22 protein-coding genes are annotated in these 24,026 nt (G+C 60.0%); 3 read left to right on the top strand and 19 right to left on the bottom strand.

Going from position 1 to position 24,026, the window contains the following annotated elements; genetic code table 11:
* Positions 1-86: 86 nt before the first annotated feature.
* The 14 genes from nuoF to DNK59_RS11725 all read right to left on the bottom strand — a co-directional run bounded on the left by nuoF (position 87) and on the right by DNK59_RS11725 (position 16,067).
* Complete coding sequence (gene nuoF, locus DNK59_RS11790) at positions 87-1,442, bottom strand: NADH-quinone oxidoreductase subunit NuoF (RefSeq protein ID WP_011062189.1); 1,356 nt, start codon at positions 1,440-1,442, stop codon at positions 87-89.
* Positions 1,439-1,936: an NADH-quinone oxidoreductase subunit NuoE gene (nuoE, locus tag DNK59_RS11785; protein WP_011062188.1), complete on the bottom strand. Its 498-nt coding sequence runs from the start codon at positions 1,934-1,936 to the stop codon at positions 1,439-1,441. The genes nuoF and nuoE overlap by 4 nt, the downstream gene beginning before the upstream one ends.
* A gap of 2 nt (positions 1,937-1,938) precedes the next feature.
* A complete protein-coding gene (nuoC, locus tag DNK59_RS11780) occupies positions 1,939-3,720 on the bottom strand; it encodes an NADH-quinone oxidoreductase subunit C/D (RefSeq protein ID WP_110723304.1) in 1,782 nt (593 codons plus the stop codon).
* A 70-nt stretch (positions 3,721-3,790) separates the two neighbouring features.
* On the bottom strand, positions 3,791-4,465 hold the full coding sequence (locus DNK59_RS11775; RefSeq protein ID WP_011062186.1) for an NADH-quinone oxidoreductase subunit B family protein: 675 nt from the start codon (positions 4,463-4,465) through the stop codon (positions 3,791-3,793).
* 10 nt (positions 4,466-4,475) lie between these two features.
* Positions 4,476-4,889: an NADH-quinone oxidoreductase subunit A gene (locus tag DNK59_RS11770; RefSeq protein ID WP_011062185.1), complete on the bottom strand. Its 414-nt coding sequence runs from the start codon at positions 4,887-4,889 to the stop codon at positions 4,476-4,478.
* Positions 4,890-5,478: 589 nt separating this feature from the next.
* Entirely contained in the window at positions 5,479-6,804 is a 1,326-nt protein-coding gene (aceA, locus tag DNK59_RS11765) for an isocitrate lyase (RefSeq protein ID WP_016964777.1), read from the bottom strand.
* Positions 6,805-7,317: 513 nt separating this feature from the next.
* On the bottom strand, positions 7,318-8,073 hold the full coding sequence (locus tag DNK59_RS11760; RefSeq protein ID WP_110723303.1) for a secretin N-terminal domain-containing protein: 756 nt from the start codon (positions 8,071-8,073) through the stop codon (positions 7,318-7,320).
* A 175-nt stretch (positions 8,074-8,248) separates the two neighbouring features.
* Positions 8,249-8,671: a GNAT family N-acetyltransferase gene (locus tag DNK59_RS11755; RefSeq protein WP_092313078.1), complete on the bottom strand. Its 423-nt coding sequence runs from the start codon at positions 8,669-8,671 to the stop codon at positions 8,249-8,251.
* The gene (locus DNK59_RS11750; protein WP_110723302.1) at positions 8,664-9,830 is read right to left on the bottom strand and encodes a cupin domain-containing protein; all 1,167 of its coding nucleotides are present in this window, start codon (positions 9,828-9,830) and stop codon (positions 8,664-8,666) included. Before DNK59_RS11750 ends, DNK59_RS11755 begins: the two co-directional genes overlap by 8 nt.
* Before the next feature lie 83 nt (positions 9,831-9,913).
* A complete protein-coding gene (purB, locus tag DNK59_RS11745; RefSeq protein WP_110723301.1) occupies positions 9,914-11,284 on the bottom strand; it encodes an adenylosuccinate lyase in 1,371 nt (456 codons plus the stop codon).
* A 118-nt stretch (positions 11,285-11,402) separates the two neighbouring features.
* Positions 11,403-12,026, bottom strand: a complete 624-nt coding sequence (gene hflD, locus DNK59_RS11740) for a high frequency lysogenization protein HflD (protein ID WP_011062179.1) — start codon at positions 12,024-12,026, stop codon at positions 11,403-11,405.
* Complete coding sequence (mnmA, locus tag DNK59_RS11735) at positions 12,023-13,156, bottom strand: tRNA 2-thiouridine(34) synthase MnmA (protein WP_092313089.1); 1,134 nt, start codon at positions 13,154-13,156, stop codon at positions 12,023-12,025. The genes hflD and mnmA overlap by 4 nt, the downstream gene beginning before the upstream one ends.
* A 71-nt stretch (positions 13,157-13,227) precedes the next feature.
* Entirely contained in the window at positions 13,228-13,674 is a 447-nt protein-coding gene (locus DNK59_RS11730) for an NUDIX hydrolase (protein ID WP_092313092.1), read from the bottom strand.
* A 167-nt stretch (positions 13,675-13,841) separates the two neighbouring features.
* On the bottom strand, positions 13,842-16,067 hold the full coding sequence (locus tag DNK59_RS11725; protein WP_110723300.1) for an NADP-dependent isocitrate dehydrogenase: 2,226 nt from the start codon (positions 16,065-16,067) through the stop codon (positions 13,842-13,844).
* A gap of 505 nt (positions 16,068-16,572) precedes the next feature.
* Here DNK59_RS11725 and icd point away from each other — a divergent pair.
* On the top strand, positions 16,573-17,829 hold the full coding sequence (icd, locus tag DNK59_RS11715; protein WP_110723299.1) for an NADP-dependent isocitrate dehydrogenase: 1,257 nt from the start codon (positions 16,573-16,575) through the stop codon (positions 17,827-17,829).
* 79 nt (positions 17,830-17,908) lie between these two features.
* On the opposite strand, the gene cspD is transcribed toward icd, so the two are convergent.
* Positions 17,909-18,166 (bottom strand): cold shock domain-containing protein CspD, encoded by a 258-nt coding sequence (cspD, locus tag DNK59_RS11710; RefSeq protein ID WP_092313098.1) that lies wholly within the window; start codon positions 18,164-18,166, stop codon positions 17,909-17,911.
* A gap of 224 nt (positions 18,167-18,390) precedes the next feature.
* Between cspD and clpS the strand changes: the two genes are divergently transcribed.
* Together clpS and clpA are read left to right on the top strand one after the other, a co-directional pair.
* Positions 18,391-18,753 carry an ATP-dependent Clp protease adapter ClpS gene (gene clpS / locus DNK59_RS11705; protein WP_011062173.1) on the top strand — a complete coding sequence of 121 codons (363 nt, stop codon included), beginning with the start codon at positions 18,391-18,393 and terminating at the stop codon, positions 18,751-18,753.
* A 29-nt stretch (positions 18,754-18,782) separates the two neighbouring features.
* Positions 18,783-21,053, top strand: a complete 2,271-nt coding sequence (clpA, locus tag DNK59_RS11700) for an ATP-dependent Clp protease ATP-binding subunit ClpA (protein ID WP_092313101.1) — start codon at positions 18,783-18,785, stop codon at positions 21,051-21,053.
* Positions 21,054-21,179: 126 nt separating this feature from the next.
* On the opposite strand, the gene infA is transcribed toward clpA, so the two are convergent.
* The 4 genes from infA to trxB all read right to left on the bottom strand — a co-directional run bounded on the left by infA (position 21,180) and on the right by trxB (position 23,968).
* Positions 21,180-21,398 carry a translation initiation factor IF-1 gene (gene infA, locus DNK59_RS11695; RefSeq protein WP_002553999.1) on the bottom strand — a complete coding sequence of 73 codons (219 nt, stop codon included), beginning with the start codon at positions 21,396-21,398 and terminating at the stop codon, positions 21,180-21,182.
* Between the two features lie 100 nt (positions 21,399-21,498).
* Positions 21,499-22,206 (bottom strand): arginyltransferase, encoded by a 708-nt coding sequence (locus tag DNK59_RS11690; protein ID WP_092313104.1) that lies wholly within the window; start codon positions 22,204-22,206, stop codon positions 21,499-21,501.
* Between the two features lie 58 nt (positions 22,207-22,264).
* On the bottom strand, positions 22,265-22,945 hold the full coding sequence (aat, locus tag DNK59_RS11685; RefSeq protein WP_110723298.1) for a leucyl/phenylalanyl-tRNA--protein transferase: 681 nt from the start codon (positions 22,943-22,945) through the stop codon (positions 22,265-22,267).
* A gap of 72 nt (positions 22,946-23,017) precedes the next feature.
* Positions 23,018-23,968, bottom strand: a complete 951-nt coding sequence (gene trxB, locus DNK59_RS11680; RefSeq protein ID WP_110723297.1) for a thioredoxin-disulfide reductase — start codon at positions 23,966-23,968, stop codon at positions 23,018-23,020.
* Between the last annotated feature and the right edge of the window lie 58 nt (positions 23,969-24,026).

Genomic DNA, 24,026 nt, shown 5'->3' with positions numbered 1-24,026 from the left:
TTGTTATGCGTGCGAATCAACACAGCCGTTCACGGCGTCATCGCACGTCGAGCGCAGGGCACGGACCCTGCGCCCTCATCTAAGCGTTACGCGCCGACTACGATCGGTCGGGCCAGAGGCGGGACGGCGGCGCTGGTGGGCGCGATGCCGGCTTCGAACTCTGGACGGAAATACTTGATGGCGCTGCCCAAAGGCTCCACGGCACCCGGTGCGTGAGCACAGAAGGTCTTGCCCGGGCCGAGGAAACCCACCAGACCCAGCAGGGTCTCGATGTCACCCTGCTGGCCCTGGCCTTTTTCCAGGGCCATCAGCAGCTTGACGCTCCAAGGCAGGCCATCGCGGCAAGGGGTGCAGAAGCCGCAGGATTCACGGGCGAAGAATTGCTCCATGTTGCGCAGCAGCGACACCATGTTGATGCTGTCGTCCACCGCCATGGCCAGGCCGGTACCCATACGGGTGCCCACTTTGGCGATGCCGCCGGCATACATTTGCGCATCCAGGTGTTCTGGCAGCAGGAAGCCGGTACCGGCGCCGCCTGGCTGCCAGCACTTGAGCTTGAAGCCGTCGCGCATGCCGCCGGCGTAGTCCTCGAACAGCTCGCGCGCGGTCACGCCGAAAGGCAACTCCCACAGGCCAGGGTTCTTCACCTTGCCGGAGAAGCCCATCAGCTTGGTGCCATGGTCTTCACTGCCTTCGCGGGCCAGGGATTTGTACCACTCCACGCCGTCGCCGATGATCGCCGGCACGTTGCACAGGGTTTCGACGTTGTTCACGCAAGTCGGCTTGCCCCACACGCCGACGGCGGCGGGGAAGGGCGGCTTGGAGCGTGGGTTGGCGCGACGGCCTTCCAGGGAGTTGATCAGGGCGGTTTCTTCACCGCAGATGTAGCGCCCGGCGCCGGTGTGCACGAACAGTTCGAAATCGAAACCGCTGCCCAGGATGTTCTTGCCCAGCAGGCCTGCGGCCTTGGCTTCTTCCACGGCACGACGCAGGTGCTTGGCGGCGGTGGTGTATTCGCCACGCAGGAAGATGTAGCCGCGGTAGGTCTTCAGTGCACGGGCACTGATCAGCATGCCTTCGATCAGCAGATGGGGCAGTTGCTCCATCAGCATGCGGTCTTTCCAGGTGTTGGGTTCCATTTCGTCCGCGTTGCACAGCAGGTAGCGGATGTTCATGGATTCGTCTTTGGGCATCAGGCCCCACTTCACGCCGGTGGGGAAGCCCGCACCGCCGCGACCCTTGAGGCCGGCGTCCTTGACGGTCTGGACGATGTCGTCCTGGGACAGGTCGGCGAAGGCCTTGCGGGCTGCCGCGTAGCCGTTCTTGGCCTGGTACTCGTCGAACCATACCGGCTCGCCGTCGTCACGCAGACGCCAGGTCAGGGGGTGGGTTTCTGCGGTGCGCGCAATGCGATTCGCAGGGCCGAAAGAGGTCAGGGTCATACGTAGCCCTCCAACAGTTTGGCCACGCCAGCAGGCTGCACATCGCCGAAAGTATCGTCGTCGATCATCAGCGCCGGGGCCTTGTCGCAGTTGCCCAGGCAGCACACTGGCAGCAGGGTGAAACGGCCGTCGGCGGTGGTCTGGCCGAGGCCGATGCCCAGCTCGCTCTGGATCTGGCTGACCACGGACTCATGGCCGCCGATGTAGCAGACCATGCTGTCGCAGACGCGAATGATGTGGCGGCCCACTGGCTGACGGAAGATCTGGCTGTAGAACGTCGCCACGCCTTCAACGTCGCTGGCAGGAATGCCAAGGATCTCGCCGATGGCATAGACCGCGCCGTCTGGCACCCAGCCGCGTTCCTTCTGAACGATTTTCAGGGCTTCGATGGACGCCGCGCGCGGGTCTTCGTAGTGATGCATCTCGTGCTCGATGGCCGAGCGCTCGGTTTCGCTCAGGGCGAAACGGTCTGTCTGGATAAGCGTGCTGTTCATGCTTAGCGGTCCACGTCGGCCATAACGAAGTCGATACTACCCAGGTACGCGATCAAGTCCGCGACCATGCTGCCGCGGATCACCGAAGGGATCTGCTGCAGGTGGGCGAAGCTTGGGGTACGGATCCGGGTGCGGTAGCTCATGGTGCCGCCATCGCTCGTCAGGTAATAACTGTTGATGCCCTTGGTCGCTTCGATCATCTGGAAGGATTCGTTGGCCGGCATGACCGGGCCCCACGAAACTTGCAGGAAGTGGGTGATCAAGGTTTCGATGTGCTGCAGGGTGCGTTCTTTCGGCGGCGGCGTGGTCAGCGGATGGTCCGCCTTGTACGGGCCTTCCGGCATGTTGCGCAGGCACTGATCGATGATCTTGATGCTCTGCCGCATTTCTTCCACGCGAACCATGCAGCGGTCGTAGGCGTCACCGTTGGCAGCCAGCGGGACTTCGAACTCGAAGTTCTCGTAGCCGGAGTAGGGGCGCGCTTTACGCAGGTCGAAATCGCAACCGGTGGAACGCAGGCCGGCACCGGTGACGCCCCATTCCAGGGCTTCCTTGGTGTTGTAGGCGGCGACACCGATGGTCCGGCCCTTGAGGATGCTGTTCTGCAGGGCGGCCTTGGTGTATTCGTCGAGGCGCTTGGGCAGCCATTCGACGAAGTCCTTGACCAGCTTTTCCCAGCCGCGGGGCAGATCGTGGGCGACGCCGCCGATGCGGTACCAGGCCGGGTGCAGACGGAAGCCGGTGATGGCTTCGATCACGGTGTAGGCACGTTGCCGGTCGGTGAAGGTGAAGAACACCGGGGTCATGGCGCCGACGTCCTGGATGTAGGTACCCAGGAACAGCAGGTGGCTGGTGATGCGGAAGAACTCGGCCATCATGATGCGGATGACGTCGACCTTCTCCGGCACCTTGATGCCGGCCAGCTTCTCGACCGACAGCACGTATGGCAGGTTGTTCATCACCCCGCCCAGATAGTCGATACGGTCGGTGTAGGGGATGAAGCTGTGCCAGGACTGACGCTCGGCCATCTTCTCGGCACCACGGTGGTGGTAGCCGATGTCCGGAACGCAGTCGACGATCTCTTCGCCGTCCAGCTGCAGGATGATACGGAAGGCACCGTGAGCCGAAGGGTGGTTCGGCCCCAGGTTGAGGAACATGTAGTCCTCGTTGGCGCCGGAGCGTTTCATGCCCCAGTCTTCCGGACGGAAGCGTGCGGCTTCCTCTTCCAGCTGCTGCTTGGCCAGGTTGAGGCTGAACGGGTCGAACTCGGTGGCGCGGGCCGGGAAATCCTTGCGCAGCGGGTGACCTTCCCAGGTCGGCGGCATCATGATCCGCGACAGGTGCGGGTGGCCGGCAAAGTCGATGCCGAACATGTCCCAGACTTCACGCTCGTACCAGTTGGCGTTGGGCCAGATGCCAGTGACGGATGGCAAGCTGAGGTCGCCTTCGGACAGGGCCACCTTGATCATCACGTCGCTGTTACGCTCGATCGACAGCAAGTGGTAGAACACGCTGAAGTCGGCACCCGGCAGGCCCTGGCGCTTGGTGCGCAGGCGCTCGTCCACGCCGTGCAGGTCATAGAGCATGACGTACGGCTTGGGCAGGTTGCGCAGGAAGGTCAGGACTTCGATGAGTTTGGAGCGGGTAACCCACAGCACCGGCATGCCGGTGCGGGTGGCCTGGGCGGTGAACGCCTCAGGGCCAAAACGGTTATTGAGTTCGACGACCACATCCTGGTCGTCAGCCTTGTAAGGCGGGATGTACAGAGCACTGCCTGTAGTCATGGTTTTTTATCGCTTTCGGTCAACGTAAAGAGTGAAGCCAGTGTCGTTTCTTTGTCAGAACAGATCTGGATCAGACTTCGTCAGGGCTGCGCAGGTTGGTGACCTGAATACGCTGTTCGCGGCGCTGCTCCTTTTGCGACGGCATCTCGGCGCGGTACACGCCTTGATCACCGACGACCCAGGACAGTGGGCGACGCTCCTGGCCAATGGATTCTTGCAAAAGCATCAGGCCTTGCAGGAATGCTTCGGGACGGGGCGGGCAGCCAGGTACGTAGACGTCCACGGGCAGGAACTTATCCACCCCCTGAACCACGGAGTAGATGTCGTACATGCCGCCGGAGTTGGCGCACGAACCCATGGAGATGACCCATTTGGGCTCGAGCATTTGCTCGTAGAGACGCTGGATGATCGGCGCCATCTTGATGAAGCAGGTACCGGCGATAACCATGAAGTCCGCCTGACGCGGCGAGGCCCGGATAACCTCGGCGCCAAAGCGCGCGATGTCATGGGGCGCCGTGAAGGCGGTGGTCATTTCCACGTAGCAGCAGGACAGGCCGAAGTTGTACGGCCACAGGGAGTTCTTGCGCCCCCAGTTGACCGCGCCGCTCAGCACGTCTTCCAGCTTGCCCATGAAGATGTTTTTGTGGACCTGATCCTCTAACGGATCGGAAACGGTTTCACGTTCGCCGATCGGGTACTGATCGTTAGGAGCATCGGGGTCGATCCTGGTGAGATTGTATTGCATCGCCAAAGCCTCATTGTTTTAGCTTCGCCTGCCGCTTACGACGACCTTCCGGAGCCCAGTCAAGAGCCCCCACTCGCCAAAGGTAGACAAGACCTGCCAACAGAATTGCTATGAAAACAAGAGCTTCGACGAATCCGGTCCAGCCGCTTTCGCGGACGGACACAGACCAGGCAAAGAGAAAGAGGGCTTCGATATCGAAGATCACGAAGAGCATCGCGACCAGATAGAATTTGGCTGAGAGCCGCAAGCGGGCGCCACCGGTAGGTAGCATGCCGGACTCGAACGGTTCGTTTTTGCTGCGGCCCCAGGCTTTTGACCCGAGGAGGCTGGAGACGCCGAGCATGAAGGCGCAAAGGCCGACAACACCCAGAAGGAAAATGGCAAAGCCCCAGTTGTGGGCCATGAGTCCTGTCGCTTCGGGCATGCTGGTAATCCTTAACAGAGAGCAAGAGTCTCTGAGCTTGATAAAGAAATAAAGCAGTGACGATATGTCGCAGCGCAATCAATCGCGCTGATTTTATGGCTAAACACCGGGCAAGTAAAATTTCTAAAGCGAAATTGTTTATCGTAATAAGGACATAGCTCACCCCAGTAGCCCCGTAAGCCGCAGCCTGCGGGCATTAGGGGAGGTTTTGTTAATTATGTTTTGTCACCGCTGCAACGAAAGTTACAGCAGCTAAATGATAATCAATATTATTTGTGGGTGGCTTTAATCTACTTTCGTTCGGGGCGTGGGAAAGTTGCTTGTTATATCCCTGTTACTGCAAGTAGCAGGGGCGCACCTTTTAACCCGATTTGCCCTGTGTAACACCGCCCTGGATCAATGTTTTGCCTGCTTTTCGGTGGGAGTGGGACGGTTGGTGAATTTTTGCGGCGAAGGGAGGCGGGCGCGACCTGCGCTTCGCCAGCGGGCAAAAAAAACGCCCCGAACCAGTCGGGGCGTCAGCTTTACAGCAATGCAGTTGTTTTTACCGGATCTGCATTGGCCGCTCGATCAAGGCGCGAGGCCTGAATCAGTGGAACTGTTCTTCTTCGGTGGAACCGGTCAGCGCGGTTACCGAGGACGAGCCACCCTGGATCACGGTGGTCATGTCGTCGAAGTAGCCGGTGCCCACTTCCTGCTGGTGCGCCACGAAGGTGTAGCCTTTGGCGGCGTCAGCGAACTCTTGCTCTTGCAGCTTCACGTAGGCGGTCATGTCGTTGCGGGCGTAGTCGTGCGCCAGGTTGAACATGCTGTGCCACATGTTGTGAATGCCGGCCAGGGTGATGAACTGGTGCTTGTAGCCCATGGCGGACAGTTCGCGCTGGAACTTGGCGATGGTCGCGTCGTCCAGGTTTTTCTTCCAGTTGAAGGAAGGCGAGCAGTTGTACGACAGGATCTGGTCTGGGTATTCCTTCTTGATTGCTTCGGCGAAGCGACGAGCTTCGTCCAGGTCCGGCTTGGCGGTTTCGCACCAGATCAGGTCGGCGTAAGGCGCGTAAGCCAGGCCACGGGCAATCGCCTGGTCCAGGCCGGCTTTCACTTTGTAGAAGCCTTCCTGGGTACGAGTGCCAGTCACGAACGGCTGGTCGTACGGATCGCAGTCCGAAGTCAGCAGGTCAGCAGCGTTGGCGTCGGTACGGGCCAGGATGATGGTCGGTACACCGGCAACGTCAGCCGCCAGGCGAGCAGCGGTCAGCTTCTGTACGGCTTCCTGGGTTGGAACCAGTACCTTGCCGCCCATGTGGCCGCACTTCTTCACGGAAGCCAGTTGGTCTTCGAAGTGAACGCCGGCGGCGCCTGCTTCGATCATGCTTTTCATCAGCTCGTAGGCGTTCAGCACGCCGCCGAAACCGGCTTCAGCGTCGGCCACGATTGGCGCGAAGTAGTCGATGTAGCCTTCGTCGCCCGGGTTCTTGCCGGCTTTCCATTGGATCTGGTCGGCACGACGGAACGAGTTGTTGATGCGCTTGACCACGGTTGGAACCGAATCCACCGGGTACAGCGACTGGTCTGGGTACATGGATTCTGCGGAGTTGTTGTCCGCAGCCACTTGCCAGCCCGACAGGTAGATGGCCTGGATACCGGCTTTGACCTGTTGAACAGCCTGGCCGCCGGTCAGGGCGCCCATGCAGTTGACGAAATCTTTATCAGGACGGAAGGACGGCTTGGCACCTTGGGTGACCAGGTTCCAGAGCTTCTCGGCGCCCATGCGTGCCAGGGTGTGCTCGGGTTGAACCGAACCACGCAGACGGACCACGTCGGCAGCGGAGTAGGTGCGAGTCACGCCTTTCCAGCGCGGGTTTTCAGCCCAGTCTTTTTCAAGGGCTGCAATTTGCTGTTCGCGTGTCAGTGCCATGGAGATAAACCTCGTCGCGTCTTGTGTAAAAAGTCGTTCTTGGTTGGAAAATTCCGGCTCCGCCGACCACGCGTCATAACGTTGCGTGGAAGGCTGCTCGCTGACCAGGAAGCTTAGGCGGTCGAGGGGGTATGGCGGGGATGGCGACGGGTGAACGATGGCTCGAGGGGAAAAGTGAGCAGGTGAAGGCGGTCTGCGGTGCGCATTCGGGCGTCGTGGGCCTGGGTGCGTTCCAACAGTGTGTTGCCGATCGACCTAATTACGCTTCCGTCCCTCGGGACAACTTCGTTCCAGTCGCAATCTCGTCAAACACACCTTGTGGGCAGTACAGACACGAATCGGCTCAGGTGGGTAGGTTAGAGCAGCGATCCGAAGGCCCTTGCCAGGGCCCCTGATTAGCGGGAGCGAGGCCATCATGCCCGCGGTTTTTTGACCCGTCAAATGTTTTGTAGTGCTTTTTTTGCGCCACTACATCTTTGGTCTAATACGACTAATCAGTCAGTTTTTGGTGCTTTAGTCCAATGCGTCGATCTTGACCCGCAAGGTCATGTCATCCCGGCCTTGGGTCGAATAGCTGCGGCCCAGAGCCTGCTTGTCGGCCTGGGTCTGGCGATTGACACCCGCCAGGGTGATCCACTCGCCAAGGCGACCGCTGACGGTTGTGTCGGTACTTTGCACGTTCACTACATCGGGACGTTCCTGGCTCATGCGGTCACGATTGGTACTGATGCTCAGGTGTACGGTTTCGCCGGTCACGCTGGCCGTGACATAGAAGCCCTGGGTGACGTTGCGGTACTGGGTCTGGTTTTGCGGGCGACCGTAGGGATCGGTCTGGGTGGTGGTCAGGGGCACGCTCTGGCCGACCTGAATCAGGGCCGGCACACCTTCGCTGGCCTGGATCTGCTGGATGCCACCGTCGCGGCTCTCGGTGCTGCGATTGATGATCCGGGTTTGCGGCGCACCGTTGACCGAATACCCCTGGTTGTCCTTGAAGTTGTTTTCATTGGTGTCGACGGTGATCAGCAGGCGCTTGGCCGCCGTATCCAGTTGGGCAATGAAGGCTCGCAGTTCGGCGATCTTGCCCGGCTCGGCGTTGACGATCAGCTGGTTGCCATAGGCGCTGACCTTGCCGTCCTTGCCAAGAAAGTTCTGTGCCACCGGCAGCAGGTCGGCGCTGGTGCGGTTGTTCAGAGGCACGATCTCGGTGGCAGCCATGACCGAGCAGCTGAAGGTCAGCAGCAGCGTCGTGAGCAAGGTGCGTAGGGACATATCCGTTATCTCCGGAGTAGCTGGCGTAAAGCCTTGAGTTTGACACTTTGTCGGCTTTGGGTGGGGCAAGTTGAATCCTAGACGGCAAAACGCCCCGGCATCCTGCTCTTGCGCCTTTTAGGCGCGAGGGGATGGCGGGGCGTTCGCTCTGGCTATTGCCGTCAGGGCATGTCGGTCAGGCGCCGCGAACCATGTCGACGTGAGGAATCCCTGCTTCGAGAAACTCCTCGCTGACAATCGAGAAGCCCAGGCGCTCGTAGAACGGCGTGGCCTGGACCTGGGCGCTGAGCATCTGCTGCTTGAGGCCGCGCTTCTCGGCTTCGTCGATCACCGCATGCATCAGCGCATCGCCGACCTTCAGGCCGCGCCAGTCCTTGAGTACCGAAACCCGGCCCACATGGCCGTCGGGCAGCAAGCGCGCGGTGCCAATCGGAAAATCGCCCTCGAAGGCCAGGAAGTGCACGGCGCTGTCGTCGTCGGCATCCCACTCCAGCTCGGGCGGAACCGATTGCTCGGCAATGAACACCGCTTCACGAATGCGCCGGATCTCGGCGTTATCCTTTTGCCAGTCTGCGACACGTACGTGAATCTTATTCATCGGCAAACCCCAGGCTCCCTTGCTTGACCAGTTCACACAGCAGGCCGCGCCCATCTTCATCCGCCAGCCAAGGGCCGAGGTTGTCGATATGCAGGGCGTCGGCGGCGCAAATCATTTTCAGCAGCTCGCGCAGTTTACCGGGAAGCAAGCGGCTTTGGCCGCTGGCGAACAGCAGCAGGTCTTCATCCACTTCCGACCAGGCCAGGCGCGCGCTCGGGTTGCGGATCAGGATCGCGCCCTGTTCCAGGCTGCCCAGCAGGTCGTCTTCTTCCAGTTCAGGGCCGACCACCAGTTCCGGATAGCGTGGTTCGGTCATGAACTGGCCGAACCAGGTCAGCAGCAGGCGCTCGTCGCTCATGTGCTCGGCCAGCAGGCTCTTGAGGCGGTCGAGGGCATCCTGCTGGATCTGGTGCGGGTCGCTGGCCGGCTGCACGTCGGCGTCGGTGTAGCGCTCTTCGTCCGGCAGGAATTGGCCGAGGAAGTCGGTGAAGTGGGTCAGCACTTCAGCGGCGCTCGGGGCGCGGAAGCCCACCGAGTAAGTCATGCAGTCATTGACTGCAACGCCGTAGTGGGCCAGGCGCGGTGGCAGGTAGAGCATGTCGCCCGGCTCCAGGACCCAGCTTTCGGTCTCTTCGAATTCGGCGAGGATGCGCAGGTCCGCGTGCTGCAGCAGCGGGCTCTCGGAGTCGCACATCTGACCGATCTTCCAGTTGCGCTTGCCGTGGCCTTGCAGCAGGAACACGTCGTAATTGTCGAAGTGTGGGCCGACGTTACCGCCCGGTGCGGCGAAGCTGATCATCACGTCGTCGATGCGCCAGCTCGGCAGGAAGCGGAAGTGCTCCAGCAGCTCGGCGACTTCCGGGACGAATTGATCGACGGCCTGGACCAGCAGGGTCCAGTCGCGCTCCGGCAGCTTGCTGAACTCGTCTTCGGCGAACGGGCCGCGACGCAGTTCCCATGGGCGTTCGCCGTTCTCGATCACCAGGCGCGATTCGACTTCTTCTTCCAGGGCCAGGCCGGCCAGTTCATCGGGTTCGATCGGGCTTTCGAAGTCAGGCAGGGCCTGACGGATCAGCAGGGGCTTCTTCTGCCAGTAGTCACGCAGAAATTCCCGTGCAGTGATGCCGCCCAGAAGTTGAAGAGGAATGTCAGGATTCATGTGTAACCTATTGAAAAAATGTACTTTTCTAGCAGGAATAAAAACGCCCGGCGCGGCCGGGCGTCAAAGGGTCTAGCGGTCGGTCAGATGCGCTTGGCCTGGGCCACGGCATTGCCGATGTAGCTGGCTGGGGTGAGCTTCTTCAGCTCGGCCTTGGCCGCGGCAGGCATGTCCAGCCCGTCGATGAAAGTCTGCAGCGCTTCAGGGCTGATGCCCTTGCCGCGGGTCAGTTCCTTGAGCTTTTCGTAAGGATTTTCGATGTTGTAGCGACGCATCACGGTCTGGATCGGCTCGGCCAGCACTTCCCAGCAAGCGTCCAGGTCTTCGGCAATCTTCTGGGCATTGAGCTCCAGCTTGCTGATGCCCTTGAGGCTGGCTTCGTAGGCGATCACGCTGTGAGCGAAGCCCACGCCCAGGTTGCGCAGGACGGTGGAGTCGGTCAGGTCGCGCTGCCAGCGGGAAATCGGCAGTTTGCTTGCCAGGTGCTGGAACAGGGCGTTGGCGATACCCAGGTTGCCTTCGGAGTTTTCGAAGTCGATCGGGTTGACCTTGTGCGGCATGGTCGAGGAACCGATTTCCCCGGCGATGGTGCGCTGCTTGAAGTAGCCCAGGGAGATGTAGCCCCAGATATCGCGATCGAAGTCGATCAGGATGGTGTTGAAGCGGGCGATGGCGTCGAACAGCTCGGCGATGTAGTCGTGCGGCTCGATTTGCGTGGTGTAGGGGTTGAAGGCCAGGCCCAGCTCGTCTTCGATGAAGGCGCGGGCGTTGGCTTCCCAGTCGATGTCCGGATAGGCCGACAGGTGAGCGTTGTAGTTGCCCACGGCGCCGTTGATCTTGCCCAGCAGTGGCACGGCGGCGACCTGGGCGATCTGGCGCTCCAGGCGGTACACGACGTTGGCCAATTCCTTGCCCAGGGTGGTCGGCGAAGCCGGCTGACCGTGGGTGCGCGACAGCATCGGCACTTCTGCGAAGCGGATTGCCAGTTCGCGGATGGCGTTGGCGGTCTGGCGCATCAGCGGCAGCATCACTTCATCACGACCTTCGCGCAGCATCAGGGCGTGGGACAGGTTATTGATGTCCTCGCTGGTGCAGGCGAAGTGGATGAACTCACTGACGTTGGCCAGCTCAGGCAGCTTGGCGGCTTGTTCCTTGAGCAGGTACTCGATGGCCTTGACGTCGTGGTTGGTGGTGCGCTCGATCTCTTTGACGCGCTCGGCGTGCTCCAGGGAGAAGTTCTCCGCCAGGGCATTGAGGACGGCGTTGGCTTCGGCGGAGAACGCCGGCACTTCGCTGATGGCGCTATGTGCGGCCAGGCGCTGGAGCCAACGCACTTCAACGAGGACGCGAGCACGGATCAGGCCGTATTCGCTGAAAATGGGGCGCAGGGCCTGGGTTTTGCCGGCGTAGCGGCCGTCAACAGGGGAAACCGCAGTGAGCGAAGAGAGCTGCATGGGGTGTTCTCGGACAGTCGGGCAACGAAATGGGGCGCGTATCATACATGAAAATATCCGCCGGTCCGTTGCCAACTGACCGGCGTCTTACGCGCAGCTCTTGAAAGTCAGGCGCAGCTCAGCTGCTGCGCATCAACGGATAAAGTTCTTTAAGCAATTTGCGCCGGCTGATCACCAGTTGCCAGCGATGGCCGCCCAGCTGACGCCACAGGCGCGCCGAACGAATGCCGGCCAGTAGCAGGGCGCGGATCTTCGAGGCGTTGCTCGGTTGCTGCAGGTTGCGCATGTCGCCGTGTACCTGGATGCGCTGGCGCAGGGTGCTCAGGGTGTCCTGGTACAGCCCGCCGCACGCCGCAATCACGTTTTCGTGGGCCGGGCCGAAGTGTTCCACCTGGGACTGGATTTGTGGCAGGCGCTTGCCGATGGTTTCCAGCAGGTCATCGCGCTTGGCCAGTTGACGCTCCAGGCCGAGCATCGACAAGGCGTAGCGCAGGGGCTCGCGTTGCAGGGTGCTGGGGTCGCGTTCCAGGGCGCCGATCAGGGCGCGATAGCCTTCGCGCAGGTTGATGTCGTCACCGCCGTAGACTTCCAGGGTGTCCTTCGGATCGCGGATCAGCAGGCTCCCGAGCATGCAGCTCAGGGCCGCTTCGCTGACCTGGCCGGTCTTGGCGATGCGGTCCACCAGCACCGCGGCGAGGAATACTCCGCCCAGCGCCGTCAGTTGTTCCTGAATCGGGCTCATGGACGGACGTCCTTGCTGCTCCAGGGCTCGGCCACTTCGATGACGCCGCCACCGAGGCAGATTTCACCGTCGTAGAACACCACGGACTGGCCGGGAGTCACGGCGCGTTGCGGGTCGTCGAAGGTAGCGCGGTAGCCGTTGGCGGTCTGCTCCAGGGTGCAGGGCTGGTCGCTCTGGCGGTAGCGCACCTTGGCGGTCAGGCGCCGTGGTTGGCTCAGGTCGATAGGGTTGACCCAATAGATGTCGGAAGCCAGCAGGGCGCGGGAGAACAGCCATGGGTGGTCGTTGCCCTGGCCAACGATCAGTTCGTTGTGTTCCAGGTCCTTGATCAGCACGTACCACGGCTCTTCACCGGCGTCTTTCAGACCGCCGATGCCCAGGCCCTGGCGCTGACCGATGGTGTGGTACATCAGGCCGTGGTGACGGCCGATGACTTCGCCTTCGGTGGTCTTGATCTCGCCGGGCTGGGCGGGCAGGTACTGCTTGAGGAAGTCGCTGAAGCGCCGCTCACCGATGAAGCAGATGCCGGTGGAATCTTTCTTCTTGGCGGTGGCCAGGTCGTGTTTCTCGGCGATGGCGCGTACTTCGGGCTTTTCCAGCTCGCCTACCGGGAACAGGGTCTTGGCGATCTGTTCACCGCCGACGGCGTGCAGGAAGTAGCTCTGGTCCTTGTTCGGATCCAGGCCCTTGAGCAGTTCGGTGCGGCCGTCGATATCGCGGCGGCGTACATAGTGGCCGGTGGCGATCAGGTCGGCGCCGAGCATCAGGGCGTAGTCGAGGAACGCCTTGAACTTGATTTCGCGGTTGCACAGGATGTCCGGGTTCGGCGTGCGGCCGGCCTTGTATTCGGCCAGGAAGTGCTCGAACACGTTGTCCCAGTACTCGGCGGCGAAGTTGGCGGTGTGCAGCTTGATGCCAAGCTTGTCGCACACGGCCTGGGCGTCGGCCAGGTCATCCATGGCGGTGCAGTATTCGGTGCCGTCGTCTTCCTCCCAGTTCTTCATGAACAGGCCTTCCACCTGGTATCCCTGCTCCATCAGCAGGAGGGCGGAAACGGAAGAATCCACGCCGCCGGACATGCCGACAATGACGCGCTTCTTTTGGGTGTCAGAAGGGGCTGGATCACGCATAGGAATTCAACGGGTGTCTTGAAAAAGGACGCGATTCTAACAGGCTGAGGCCTGCAAGGCTAAAACTGCGGTTAAAGCATTGGTCGGATCAGTGCCAGGCTGTGCAGTTGGCCGTCCAGGTAATCGTCCAGGCATTGCAGGATCAGCTCGCTGCGCCAGTGGGCACGCTGTTCCAGCAGTTGTTCGCGGGTCAGCCAGCGTGGGCCGATGATGCCGTCATCCAGCTGATAGTCCGGATGATGGCGCAGCGGTTTGGCGGCAAAGCACACGCGCTGGTAGGTCACGCCATTGCTCGGGGCGGTGTACAGGTAGATGCCGACCACGCCGGTCAATTCCACGTCCCAGCCGGTTTCCTCCAGGGTTTCGCGAATGGCCGCCTGGAGCAGGCTTTCATTGGCATCCAGGTGCCCGGCGGGCTGGTTGAGCACGGCCTGTTCACCCGAGTATTCCTCGACGAACAGAAAGCGGCCCTGGTCTTCGACGATGGTGGCGACGGTGATATGGGGTTGCCATTCCATAAGAACGCTCCTTTATAAAAAGGCGGGCATTGTAGGAGCCGGCTTGCCGGCGAAGCGAGCGCCGCATGTTTGGCGTGGAGGGGGGGCATTCGCCGGCAAGCCGGCTCCTACAGGCTCCAGAAGCACAAACCCCGGCGCGGGGCCGGGGTTTGTGTATTCGCTCGTGCTTACACCAGCGCAGCAATGGCCGCGTTGAGGGTAGCGCTTGGGCGCATGGCCTTGCTCACCAGCTCAGGGTTGGCGCTGTAGTAGCCGCCGATGTCCACGGGCTTGCCCTGTACGGCGTTGAGCTCGGCGACGATGGTCGCTTCGTTCTCGGTCAGGGTCTTGGCCAGAGGGCTGAACTGCGCTTGCAGGGCGGTGTCCTCGGTCTGGGCGGCCAGGGCTTGTGCCCAGTACAGCGCCAGGTAGAAGTGGCTGCCGCGGTTGTCGATGTTGCCGACTTTGCGCGATGGCGACTTGTTGTTGTCGAGGAACTGGCCGGTAGCCTGGTCCAGGGTCTTGGCCAGTACCAGGGCTTTCGGGTTGTTGTAGGTGTTGCCCAGGTGCTCCAGGGAGGCGGCCAGGGCCAGGAACTCACCCAGGGAATCCCAGCGCAGGAAGTTCTCTTCCAGCAGCTGTTGCACGTGCTTCGGAGCCGAACCGCCGGCGCCGGTTTCGAACAGGCCGCCACCGTTCATCAGCGGCACGATCGACAGCATCTTGGCGCTGGTGCCCAGTTCCATGATCGGGAACAGGTCGGTCAGGTAGTCGCGCAGCACGTTGCCGGTCACCGAGATGGTGTCCTTGCCGTCGCGGGTGCGGGCCAGGGTGAACTTCATGGCTTCGACCGGGGACATGATGCGGATGTCCAGATCGCTGGTGTCGTGATCCTTCAGGTAGGCCTGAACTTTCTCGATCATCACGCCGTCGTGGGCACGCATCGGGTCCAGCCAGAAAATCGCCGGGGTGCTGCTGGCGCGAGCACGGTTGACGGCAAGCTTGACCCAGTCCTGGATCGGCGCGTCTTTGGTCTGGCACATGCGGAAGATGTCGCCGGCTTCGACTTTCTGCTCCAGCAGCAGGTTGCCTTTGCTGTCGGTGACGCGAACCACGCCGTCAGCCTTGATTTCGAAGGTCTTGTCGTGGGAGCCGTACTCTTCGGCCTTTTTCGCCATCAGGCCGACGTTCGGCACGCTGCCCATGGTGGTCGGATCGAACGCGCCATTGGCTTTGCAGTCTTCGATCACGGCCTGGTAGATGGTGGCGTAGCAGCGGTCCGGAATCACGGCCTTGGTGTCGTGCAGCTGGCCATCGGTGCCCCACATCTTGCCGGAGTCACGGATCATCGCAGGCATCGAGGCGTCGACGATCACGTCGCTTGGCACGTGCAGGTTGGTGATGCCTTTGTCCGAGTTGACCATGGCCAGGGCCGGGCGGGCTGCGTAGACCGCCTGGATGTCGGCTTCGATCGCGGCTTGCTGCTCGGCCGGCAGGGCTTTGATGCGGGCGTACAGGTCGCCGATACCGTTGTTCAGGTTGAAGCCGATTTCCTGCAGCACGGTAGCGTGCTTGCTCAGGGCGTCCTGATAGAACTCGGCAACGATCTGACCGAACATGATCGGGTCGGAAACCTTCATCATGGTGGCCTTGAGGTGCACCGACAGCAGCACGCCTTGTTTCTTGGCGTCTTCGATTTCAGCGGCGATGAAGGCGCGCAGGGCCTTTTTGCTCATCACGGCGCAGTCGAGGATCTCGCCGGCTTGCACGCTGGTCTTTTCTTTCAGGACGGTGGCCGTGCCGTCTTGGGCGATCAGCTCGATCTTGACGCTGTCAGCGGCTTCGATCAGGGCGGCTTTTTCGCTGCCGTAGAAGTCGCCGTTGCTCATGTGGGCAACGTGGGACTTGGAGTCCTTGGCCCAGGCACCCATCTTGTGTGGGTGCTTGCGTGCGTAGTTCTTCACCGACAGCGGGGCGCGACGGTCGGAGTTGCCTTCACGCAGAACCGGGTTCACGGCGCTGCCCTTGACTTTGTCGTAACGCGCCTTGGCGTCTTTGTCGGCATCGCTGGTCACGGTTTCCGGGTAGTCCGGCAGGGCGTAGCCCTGGGCCTGCAGTTCCTTGATCGCGGCTTGCAGTTGCGGGACCGAGGCGCTGATGTTCGGCAGTTTGATGATGTTGGCTTCTGGGGTGACGGCCAGCTCGCCCAGTTCGGCGAGGTGGTCCGGTACCGCTTTGGCACCCAACTGCTCAGGGAAGCTGGCGAGGATGCGGCCGGCCAGGGAGATGTCGCGGGTTTCCACGGCGATATCAGCCGAAGCGGTGAAGGCTTCTACGATAGGCAGCAGGGAATAGGTGGCGAGGGCCGGGGCTTCGTCGGTGAAGGTATAGATGATCTTCGAGCGGGTGGGCATATTCGGATTAACTCTCTTCTTTGCTAAAGCGTGCGCAGAAACTCGAGGTGCGCCGGGTAAGCGCTTTCGTTCAAAGGTCATCCATGAGCCGAATGTCGAGGTTTCTTCGCGGTGATGTTGGGTGCATCAGTCGAGCGTCAAGCGGGTGGGCTGCGGTAACAACCCGGCTTTGGGCGGCCAGTCTCGGCTTGTTTTCTTCGGTAGCAGAGCGTTCGGCCGTCGTGACTCTGTGGTCAGCGGCGGCATTATACATAGGTAGCTAGCAAAGCGCCGGTGCTTCATAGGTACCGGTGCTCGTCCATTGGTCTAAAGGTCGCAGGCGGGGTGCAGGCGTAGAGTCGTCGGCTGTGCTCGAATTTGGCACTTTTCCCTTTGCATTCAGGCTTGTAGGCCGCGAACCGTAAAGCTTTCACGGCATATGGGTGGAACATGAGGTTCCCGTCCAGATTCAACTGGGTTACGCTCGAACGCAGCCAGATGTTCAATCCACACAACGGAGTTCAGCATGGGATACAAGAAGATTCAGGTTCCAGCAGTCGGCGACAAAATCACCGTCAACGCAGACCATTCTCTCAATGTTCCTAACAACCCGATTATTCCTTTCATCGAAGGCGACGGTATTGGTGTTGATATCAGCCCGGTCATGATCAAGGTTGTCGATGCTGCGGTTAAGAAGGCTTACGGCGGCGAACGCAAGATTTCCTGGATGGAAGTGTATGCCGGGGAAAAAGCGACTCAAGTGTACGACCAGGACACCTGGCTTCCTCAGGAAACCCTGGACGCGGTGAAGGATTACGTGGTTTCCATCAAGGGGCCGTTGACCACTCCGGTCGGTGGCGGCATCCGTTCCCTGAACGTGGCCCTGCGTCAACAACTGGACCTGTATGTGTGCCTGCGCCCGGTGCGCTGGTTCGAAGGCGTGCCCAGCCCGGTGAAAAAGCCCGGCGATGTGGACATGACCATCTTCCGTGAAAACTCCGAAGACATTTACGCCGGTATCGAGTGGAAGGCCGGTTCGGCGGAAGCCACCAAGGTCATCAAGTTCCTGAAAGAAGAAATGGGCGTCACCAAGATCCGTTTCGACGAAAACTGCGGCATTGGTGTCAAGCCGGTTTCCCTGCAGGGCACCAAGCGTCTGGCGCGCAAGGCGCTGCAATATGTAGTGGATAATGACCGTGACTCGCTGACCATTGTCCACAAGGGCAACATCATGAAGTTCACCGAAGGTGCCTTCAAGGAATGGGCCTATGAAGTGGCGGCCGAAGAGTTTGGCGCCACCCTGCTGGACGGCGGGCCTTGGATGCAGTTCAAGAACCCGAAAACCGGCAAGAACGTCATCGTCAAGGATGCCATTGCCGATGCCATGCTCCAGCAGATCCTGCTGCGTCCGGCGGAATACGATGTGATCGCCACTCTTAACCTCAACGGTGACTATCTGTCCGACGCCCTGGCGGCGGAGGTGGGCGGTATCGGTATCGCTCCAGGTGCCAACCTGTCCGATACCGTGGCCATGTTCGAGGCAACCCACGGTACTGCGCCCAAGTATGCCGGCAAGGATCAGGTCAACCCGGGTTCGCTGATTCTCTCTGCGGAGATGATGTTGCGTCACATAGGCTGGACCGAGGCTGCTGATCTCATTATCAAGGGCACCAACGGCGCGATTTCGGCCAAGACCGTGACCTATGACTTCGAGCGTCTGATGGAAGGTGCGACCCTGCTGTCTTCCTCGGCATTCGGCGATGCGTTGATCTCGCACATGTAAGCGCAATCGCGCACAAAGCAAACCGGCCGACTCAATCCCTTGAGTCGGCCGGTTTTTTTATGACTGGATGTTGGGTATATCAGCTCAAGGCGCTTTCAGGTTGTGCCTCTGCGGGGATGATTTCACCGGGCACCTTCAAGGCATTGATTTTGACCGCATGCAGGCCCTTGGGGCCCTGGATGATCTCGAAGCTCACAGCCTGTCCGGCTTTCAAGGTCTTGTAGCCATCCATCTCGATGGCCGAGTAATGGGCAAACAGATCATCCGTCTTGCCCTCCTCATTAATAAAGCCATAACCCTTGGCATTGTTGAACCACTTGACCTTACCGCTAGCCATACTCATATCCCTCTGCAACAGACTCCATCACTGGAGTATCATCCAGTTCATCCGCCGCCAAGCTTGGTAAAAAGGTTGACGCCGCGGACGTTTATTACCCAATGTGGGCCCTATTGGTTGTAACACCGTTTTGCCGATAGTCAAGGTGACCCGGCGGTCGGAGTTGAATTCCATCCAGAGCGCCCCAACCACTGTATTTGCACAACTGACGAACCTTTCTTTCCATGCATGCAATCAGCCAGATTCGACTAACATTCAATCAGGATCGCCCGGACTTGCACGACGACGATTCCGCTGGCTTGGCTGTACAGGAAGCTAAGCCTGCGTTACAGGCGCCGCCGATGTACAAGGTGGTTTTGTTCAACGATGACTACACCCCGATGGATTTCGTCGTCGAAGTGCTCGAGATGTTTTTTAACCTGAATCGCGAGCTGGCGACCAAGGTCATGCTGGCCGTCCATACAGAAGGGCGGGCAGTGTGTGGATTGTTTACCCGCGACATCGCCGAGACAAAGGCCATGCAGGTCAACCAGTACGCCCGGGAAAGCCAGCATCCGCTACTCTGTGAAATCGAGAAGGACGGTTAACGCCGACCACTTGGGTATGAGGTGAAGCTATGTTAAACCGCGAGCTCGAAGTCACCCTCAATCTCGCCTTCAAGGAGGCCCGTTCGAAGCGTCATGAGTTCATGACCGTCGAGCACCTTCTGTTGGCTCTTTTGGATAATGAGGCCGCCGCCACCGTTTTGCGTGCCTGCGGAGCAAACCTCGACAAACTCAAGCACGACCTGCAGGAGTTCATCGACTCCACCACGCCGCTGATCCCGGTACATGACGAGGATCGCGAGACTCAGCCTACCCTGGGTTTCCAGCGTGTGCTGCAGCGTGCTGTCTTTCACGTCCAGAGCTCGGGCAAGCGTGAAGTCACTGGCGCCAATGTGTTGGTAGCTATCTTCAGTGAGCAAGAGAGTCAGGCGGTGTTCCTGCTCAAGCAGCAGAGCGTCGCTCGTATCGATGTGGTCAATTACATCGCCCACGGCATCTCCAAGGTGCCTGGGCATGGCGATCATTCTGAAGGTGAACAGGATATGCAGGATGAAGAGGGTGGTGAGTCGTCTTCTTCGAGCAATCCCCTGGATGCCTATGCCAGCAATCTCAATGAGCTGGCCCGTCAGGGGCGCATTGATCCGCTGGTAGGGCGTGAGCAGGAAGTGGAGCGTGTAGCCCAGATTCTGGCGCGTCGGCGCAAGAACAACCCGTTACTGGTGGGTGAGGCGGGCGTGGGCAAGACGGCGATTGCCGAAGGCCTGGCCAAACGTATCGTCGACAATCAAGTGCCGGACCTGCTGACCAACAGCGTGGTCTACTCCCTGGATCTCGGGGCATTGCTGGCGGGTACCAAATACCGTGGCGACTTCGAGAAACGCTTCAAGGCGTTGCTGGGCGAGTTGAAAAAGCGTCCTCAGGCGATCCTGTTCATCGATGAGATCCATACCATCATCGGTGCCGGTGCGGCGTCCGGTGGCGTGATGGATGCCTCGAACCTGCTCAAACCGTTGCTGTCGTCGGGCGACATCCGCTGCATCGGTTCGACTACGTTCCAGGAATTCCGTGGCATTTTCGAGAAGGATCGCGCTCTGGCGCGGCGCTTCCAGAAAGTCGATGTGTCCGAGCCTTCCGTTGAAGACACCATCGGTATCCTGCGCGGTCTCAAGGGGCGTTTCGAACAGCATCACAGTATCGAATACAGTGATGAGGCGCTGCGTGCGGCTGCGGAGCTGGCCTCGCGCTACATCAATGACCGGCATATGCCTGACAAGGCCATCGATGTGATTGACGAGGCGGGTGCCTATCAGCGTCTGCAACCAGTCGACAAGCGCGTGAAGCGCATTGAAGTGGCTCAGGTTGAAGACATCGTGGCGAAAATTGCCCGTATTCCGCCAAAACATGTCACCAGCTCCGACAAAGAGCTGCTGCGCAACCTTGAGCGCGATCTCAAGTTGACGGTATTCGGTCAGGATGCGGCGATCGATTCGCTGTCCACGGCGATCAAGCTGTCCCGTGCCGGCCTGAAATCCCCGGACAAACCCGTCGGTTCCTTCCTGTTCGCCGGTCCTACCGGTGTCGGCAAGACCGAGGCGGCCCGGCAGTTGGCCAAGGCAATGGGCATCGAGCTGGTGCGCTTCGACATGTCCGAGTACATGGAGCGGCATACTGTCTCGCGTCTGATTGGTGCGCCTCCCGGCTATGTCGGTTTCGATCAGGGCGGATTGCTGACCGAAGCGATCACCAAGCAGCCACATTGCGTGTTGCTGCTTGATGAGATCGAGAAGGCTCATCCGGAAGTCTTCAACCTGCTGTTGCAGGTGATGGATCACGGCACCCTGACCGACAACAACGGGCGCAAGGCGGATTTCCGCAATGTCATCCTCATCATGACCACCAACGCCGGTGCTGAAACCGCGGCGCGAGCCTCCATAGGTTTCACTCATCAGGATCATTCTTCCGATGCCATGGAAGTGATCAAGAAGAGCTTTACGCCGGAGTTCCGTAACCGTCTGGACACCATTATCCAGTTCGGTCGTCTGAGCCATGAAGTGATCAAGAGCGTGGTGGACAAGTTCCTTACCGAGCTTCAAGCACAGTTGGAAGACAAGCGCGTGCAGCTGGAAGTGACCGATGCCGCTCGCAGCTGGCTGGCAGCCGGTGGTTACGACGTGACGATGGGTGCGCGTCCGATGGCGCGTTTGATCCAGGACAAGATCAAGCGTCCCCTGGCCGAGGAGATCCTGTTTGGCGAATTGTCCGACCATGGCGGTGTGGTGCACATCGACATCAAGGATGGCGAGTTGACCTTCGATTTCGAGACCACGGCGGAAATGGCTTGATGGCCGCATAACGCAGCAGTACCGCCAAAGGCACCGGAGGGTGCCTTTGTGCTATCTGGGGTTTGAACAGTTTTTTGCAGGCGAACAAAAACGCCCGGCATAACCGGGCGTCTTGTATTGACTTGCTTAGCGAGCGCGGTAAGTGATGCGCCCTTTGCTCAAGTCATAGGGCGTCAGCTCGACGCGCACTTTGTCACCGGTAAGAATACGAATGTAGTTCTTGCGCATCTTGCCGGAAATATGCGCGGTTACGACGTGCCCATTTTCCAACTCCACGCGAAACATGGTGTTGGGCAGGGTGTCGACGACAGTGCCTTCCATTTCGAAGCTGTCTTCTTTCGACATGCAGTAAAGCCCTCGGTATCCAATGAATGGCCCGGTGCAACTGCGCCAGGCAAAAGCGGCGTGCATTGTGCCCGAAAAGAGGGGTTTAAGCCAAGACCTTCTAGTTGAGGATCACCCATCTCTGGTTAACCAGTAGCTCTATGGGGCGATATTGGGTCTTGTAGCTCATCTTTTTGCAGTTTTTGATCCAGTAGCCGAGGTAGACCGCATCCAGGCCCTGGCGCAGGGTTTCGCCGATTTGCCAGAGAATCGCATAGCGCCCCAGGCTGCGGCGTTCTTCGTCAGGTTCATAGAAGGTGTAGACCGCGGAAAGGCCATTGGGTAGCAGGTCGGTGACCGCTACAGCCAGCAGGCGACCGTCCAGGCGAAATTCATAGAAGCGCGAGAATGGCAGGTCGCGTACCAGAAAGGTCGAGAACTGGTCGCGGCTGGGGGGGAACATGTCGCCATCGGCGTGGCGTTGCTCGATATAGCGTTGATACAGCTCGAAATATTCTTCGCTGAACGCTGGTTTGGCTGCTTGTACCTTCAGGTCGCTGTTGCGTTTGAGAATGCGTTTTTGTTGGCGGTTGGGCAGGAACTGCGCCACGGGGATGCGCGCCGGCACACAAGCGTTGCAATTTTGGCAATGGGGTCGGTACAGATGATCTCCACTGCGGCGAAAACCCATTTCCGACAGATCCGCATAAACATGCACGTCCATGGGCTGGCTGGGATCGAGGAACAAGGTAGTGGCCTGTTCGTCGGGCAGGTAGCTGCAAGAGTGGGGTTGAGTCGCATAAAACTTCAGGCGCGCCAACTCGGTCATGAGTCAACCCTCGGAATAAGCTTTGAAATTAAGTGTAAGCCACTGCTGTCAAACCCGCCTAGTAAACCCATATGGCGCGGCTCGGCTGATCCAGGTGTTGCTTGAGGTAATCGGCGAACTCCGCTCGAGTAATGGATCTCGCCCCCAGGCTGTGCAGATGCTCGGTAGGCATCTGGCAGTCGATCAGCACAAAACCCCATGCCTTAAGATGGTGTACCAGGGTGGCGAAGCCGAATTTCGAAGCGTTATCGGCTCGGCTGAACATCGACTCGCCAAAGAACAACTGTCCCATGGCCAGGCCATAAAGGCCTCCCACCAGCTCGCCCTGATCCCAGACTTCCACCGAGTGAGCGTGGCCGCGCTGGTGCAGTTGCTGATACGCCTGCTGCATGGCTTCGCTGATCCAGGTGCCGTCGGCGTAGGCGCGGGGGGCAGCGCAGGCGCTGATCACCGCAGCGAAATCCTGGTCGAAGGTCACTTCATAACGCTGTTTGCGCAGCAGCTTGCCCAAGCTGCGTGACACGTGCAGCTCATCGGGGAAGAGCACGGTGCGCGGGTCCGGAGACCACCAGAGAATGGGCTGGCCTTCAGAAAACCAGGGAAAGCAGCCGTGACGATAGGCCTGAATCAGGCGATCGGCGGACAGGTCACCGCCCGCAGCCAGCAGCCCGTTGGGCTCGCGCATGGCTTTTTCCAATGGGGGGAAATCAAGCTTGTTGCGTTGTAACCAGGTCAGCATGGCATCCAGACTTACGGCAGGGGAGGGCGGTGGCGGGCCGATGATGGCCCGCCACAAGCGTAGGGCGAGGGCTTAGTTGTCGTCGAGGAATTTTTCTGCATCCAGGGCTGCCATGCAGCCGGCACCGGCGGATGTAATGGCTTGGCGGTAGACGTGGTCGGCCACATCGCCGGCGGCGAATACTCCCGGGATGCCGGTGGCGGTGGCGTTGCCTTCGCTGCCTCCCTTGATCAGCAAATAGCCGTCGCGCATCTCCAGTTGCCCCTGGAACAGATCGGTATTGGGCTTGTGGCCGATGGCGATAAACACCCCGGCCAATGCCAGGTCCCTGGTTTCTCCGCTGTGGCTGTCCTGGAGGCGGGCACCGGTCACGCCGCTGGCATCCCCCAGCACTTCTTGCAGGTGCTGGTTCCAGTGCAGGCGAATATTGCCGTTGGCGGCCTTGTCGAACAGCTTGTCCTGAAGCATTTTCTCCGCGCGAAGCTTGTCGCGGCGGTGCACCAGATGCACTTCCTTGGCGATGTTGGACAGGTACAGGGCCTCTTCCACGGCGGTATTGCCACCACCCACCACCGCCACCACCTGATTGCGATAGAAAAAGCCGTCGCAGGTAGCGCAGGCGGAAACCCCTTTGCCGGCAAACGCTTCTTCCGATGGCAGGCCCAGGTACTGCGCCGACGCGCCAGTGGCGATGATCAGCGCGTCGCAACTATAGGTGCCGCTGTCGCCGATGAGGATAAACGGCCGTTGCTGCAACTGAGCGGTGTGGATGTGGTCATAGACAATCTGGGTGTCGAAGCGCTCGGCGTGTTTCTGCATGCGCTCCATCAGCACCGGACCGGTCAGGCCTTCGACGTCACCGGGCCAGTTGTCGACTTCAGTGGTGGTGGTCAGTTGGCCGCCGGCTTGCAGGCCGGTGATCACTGTCGGTTTGAGGTTGGCACGCGCGGCATAAACGGCGGCGCTGTAACCGGCAGGGCCGGAGCCCAGAATGATCAGGCGGGAATGCTGTGCTGGGTTCATAAAAACACCTCATAAGCCTTTGTCACAAAAGAGAATGCATGCTCCAATTGAACAGTGC

It is taken from the genome of Pseudomonas sp. TKO26, from assembly GCF_003225665.1.
GTDB classification, from domain to species: Bacteria; Pseudomonadota; Gammaproteobacteria; order Pseudomonadales; family Pseudomonadaceae; genus Aquipseudomonas; species Aquipseudomonas saponiphila.
This window is presented reverse-complemented; position numbering and strand designations above follow the sequence as displayed.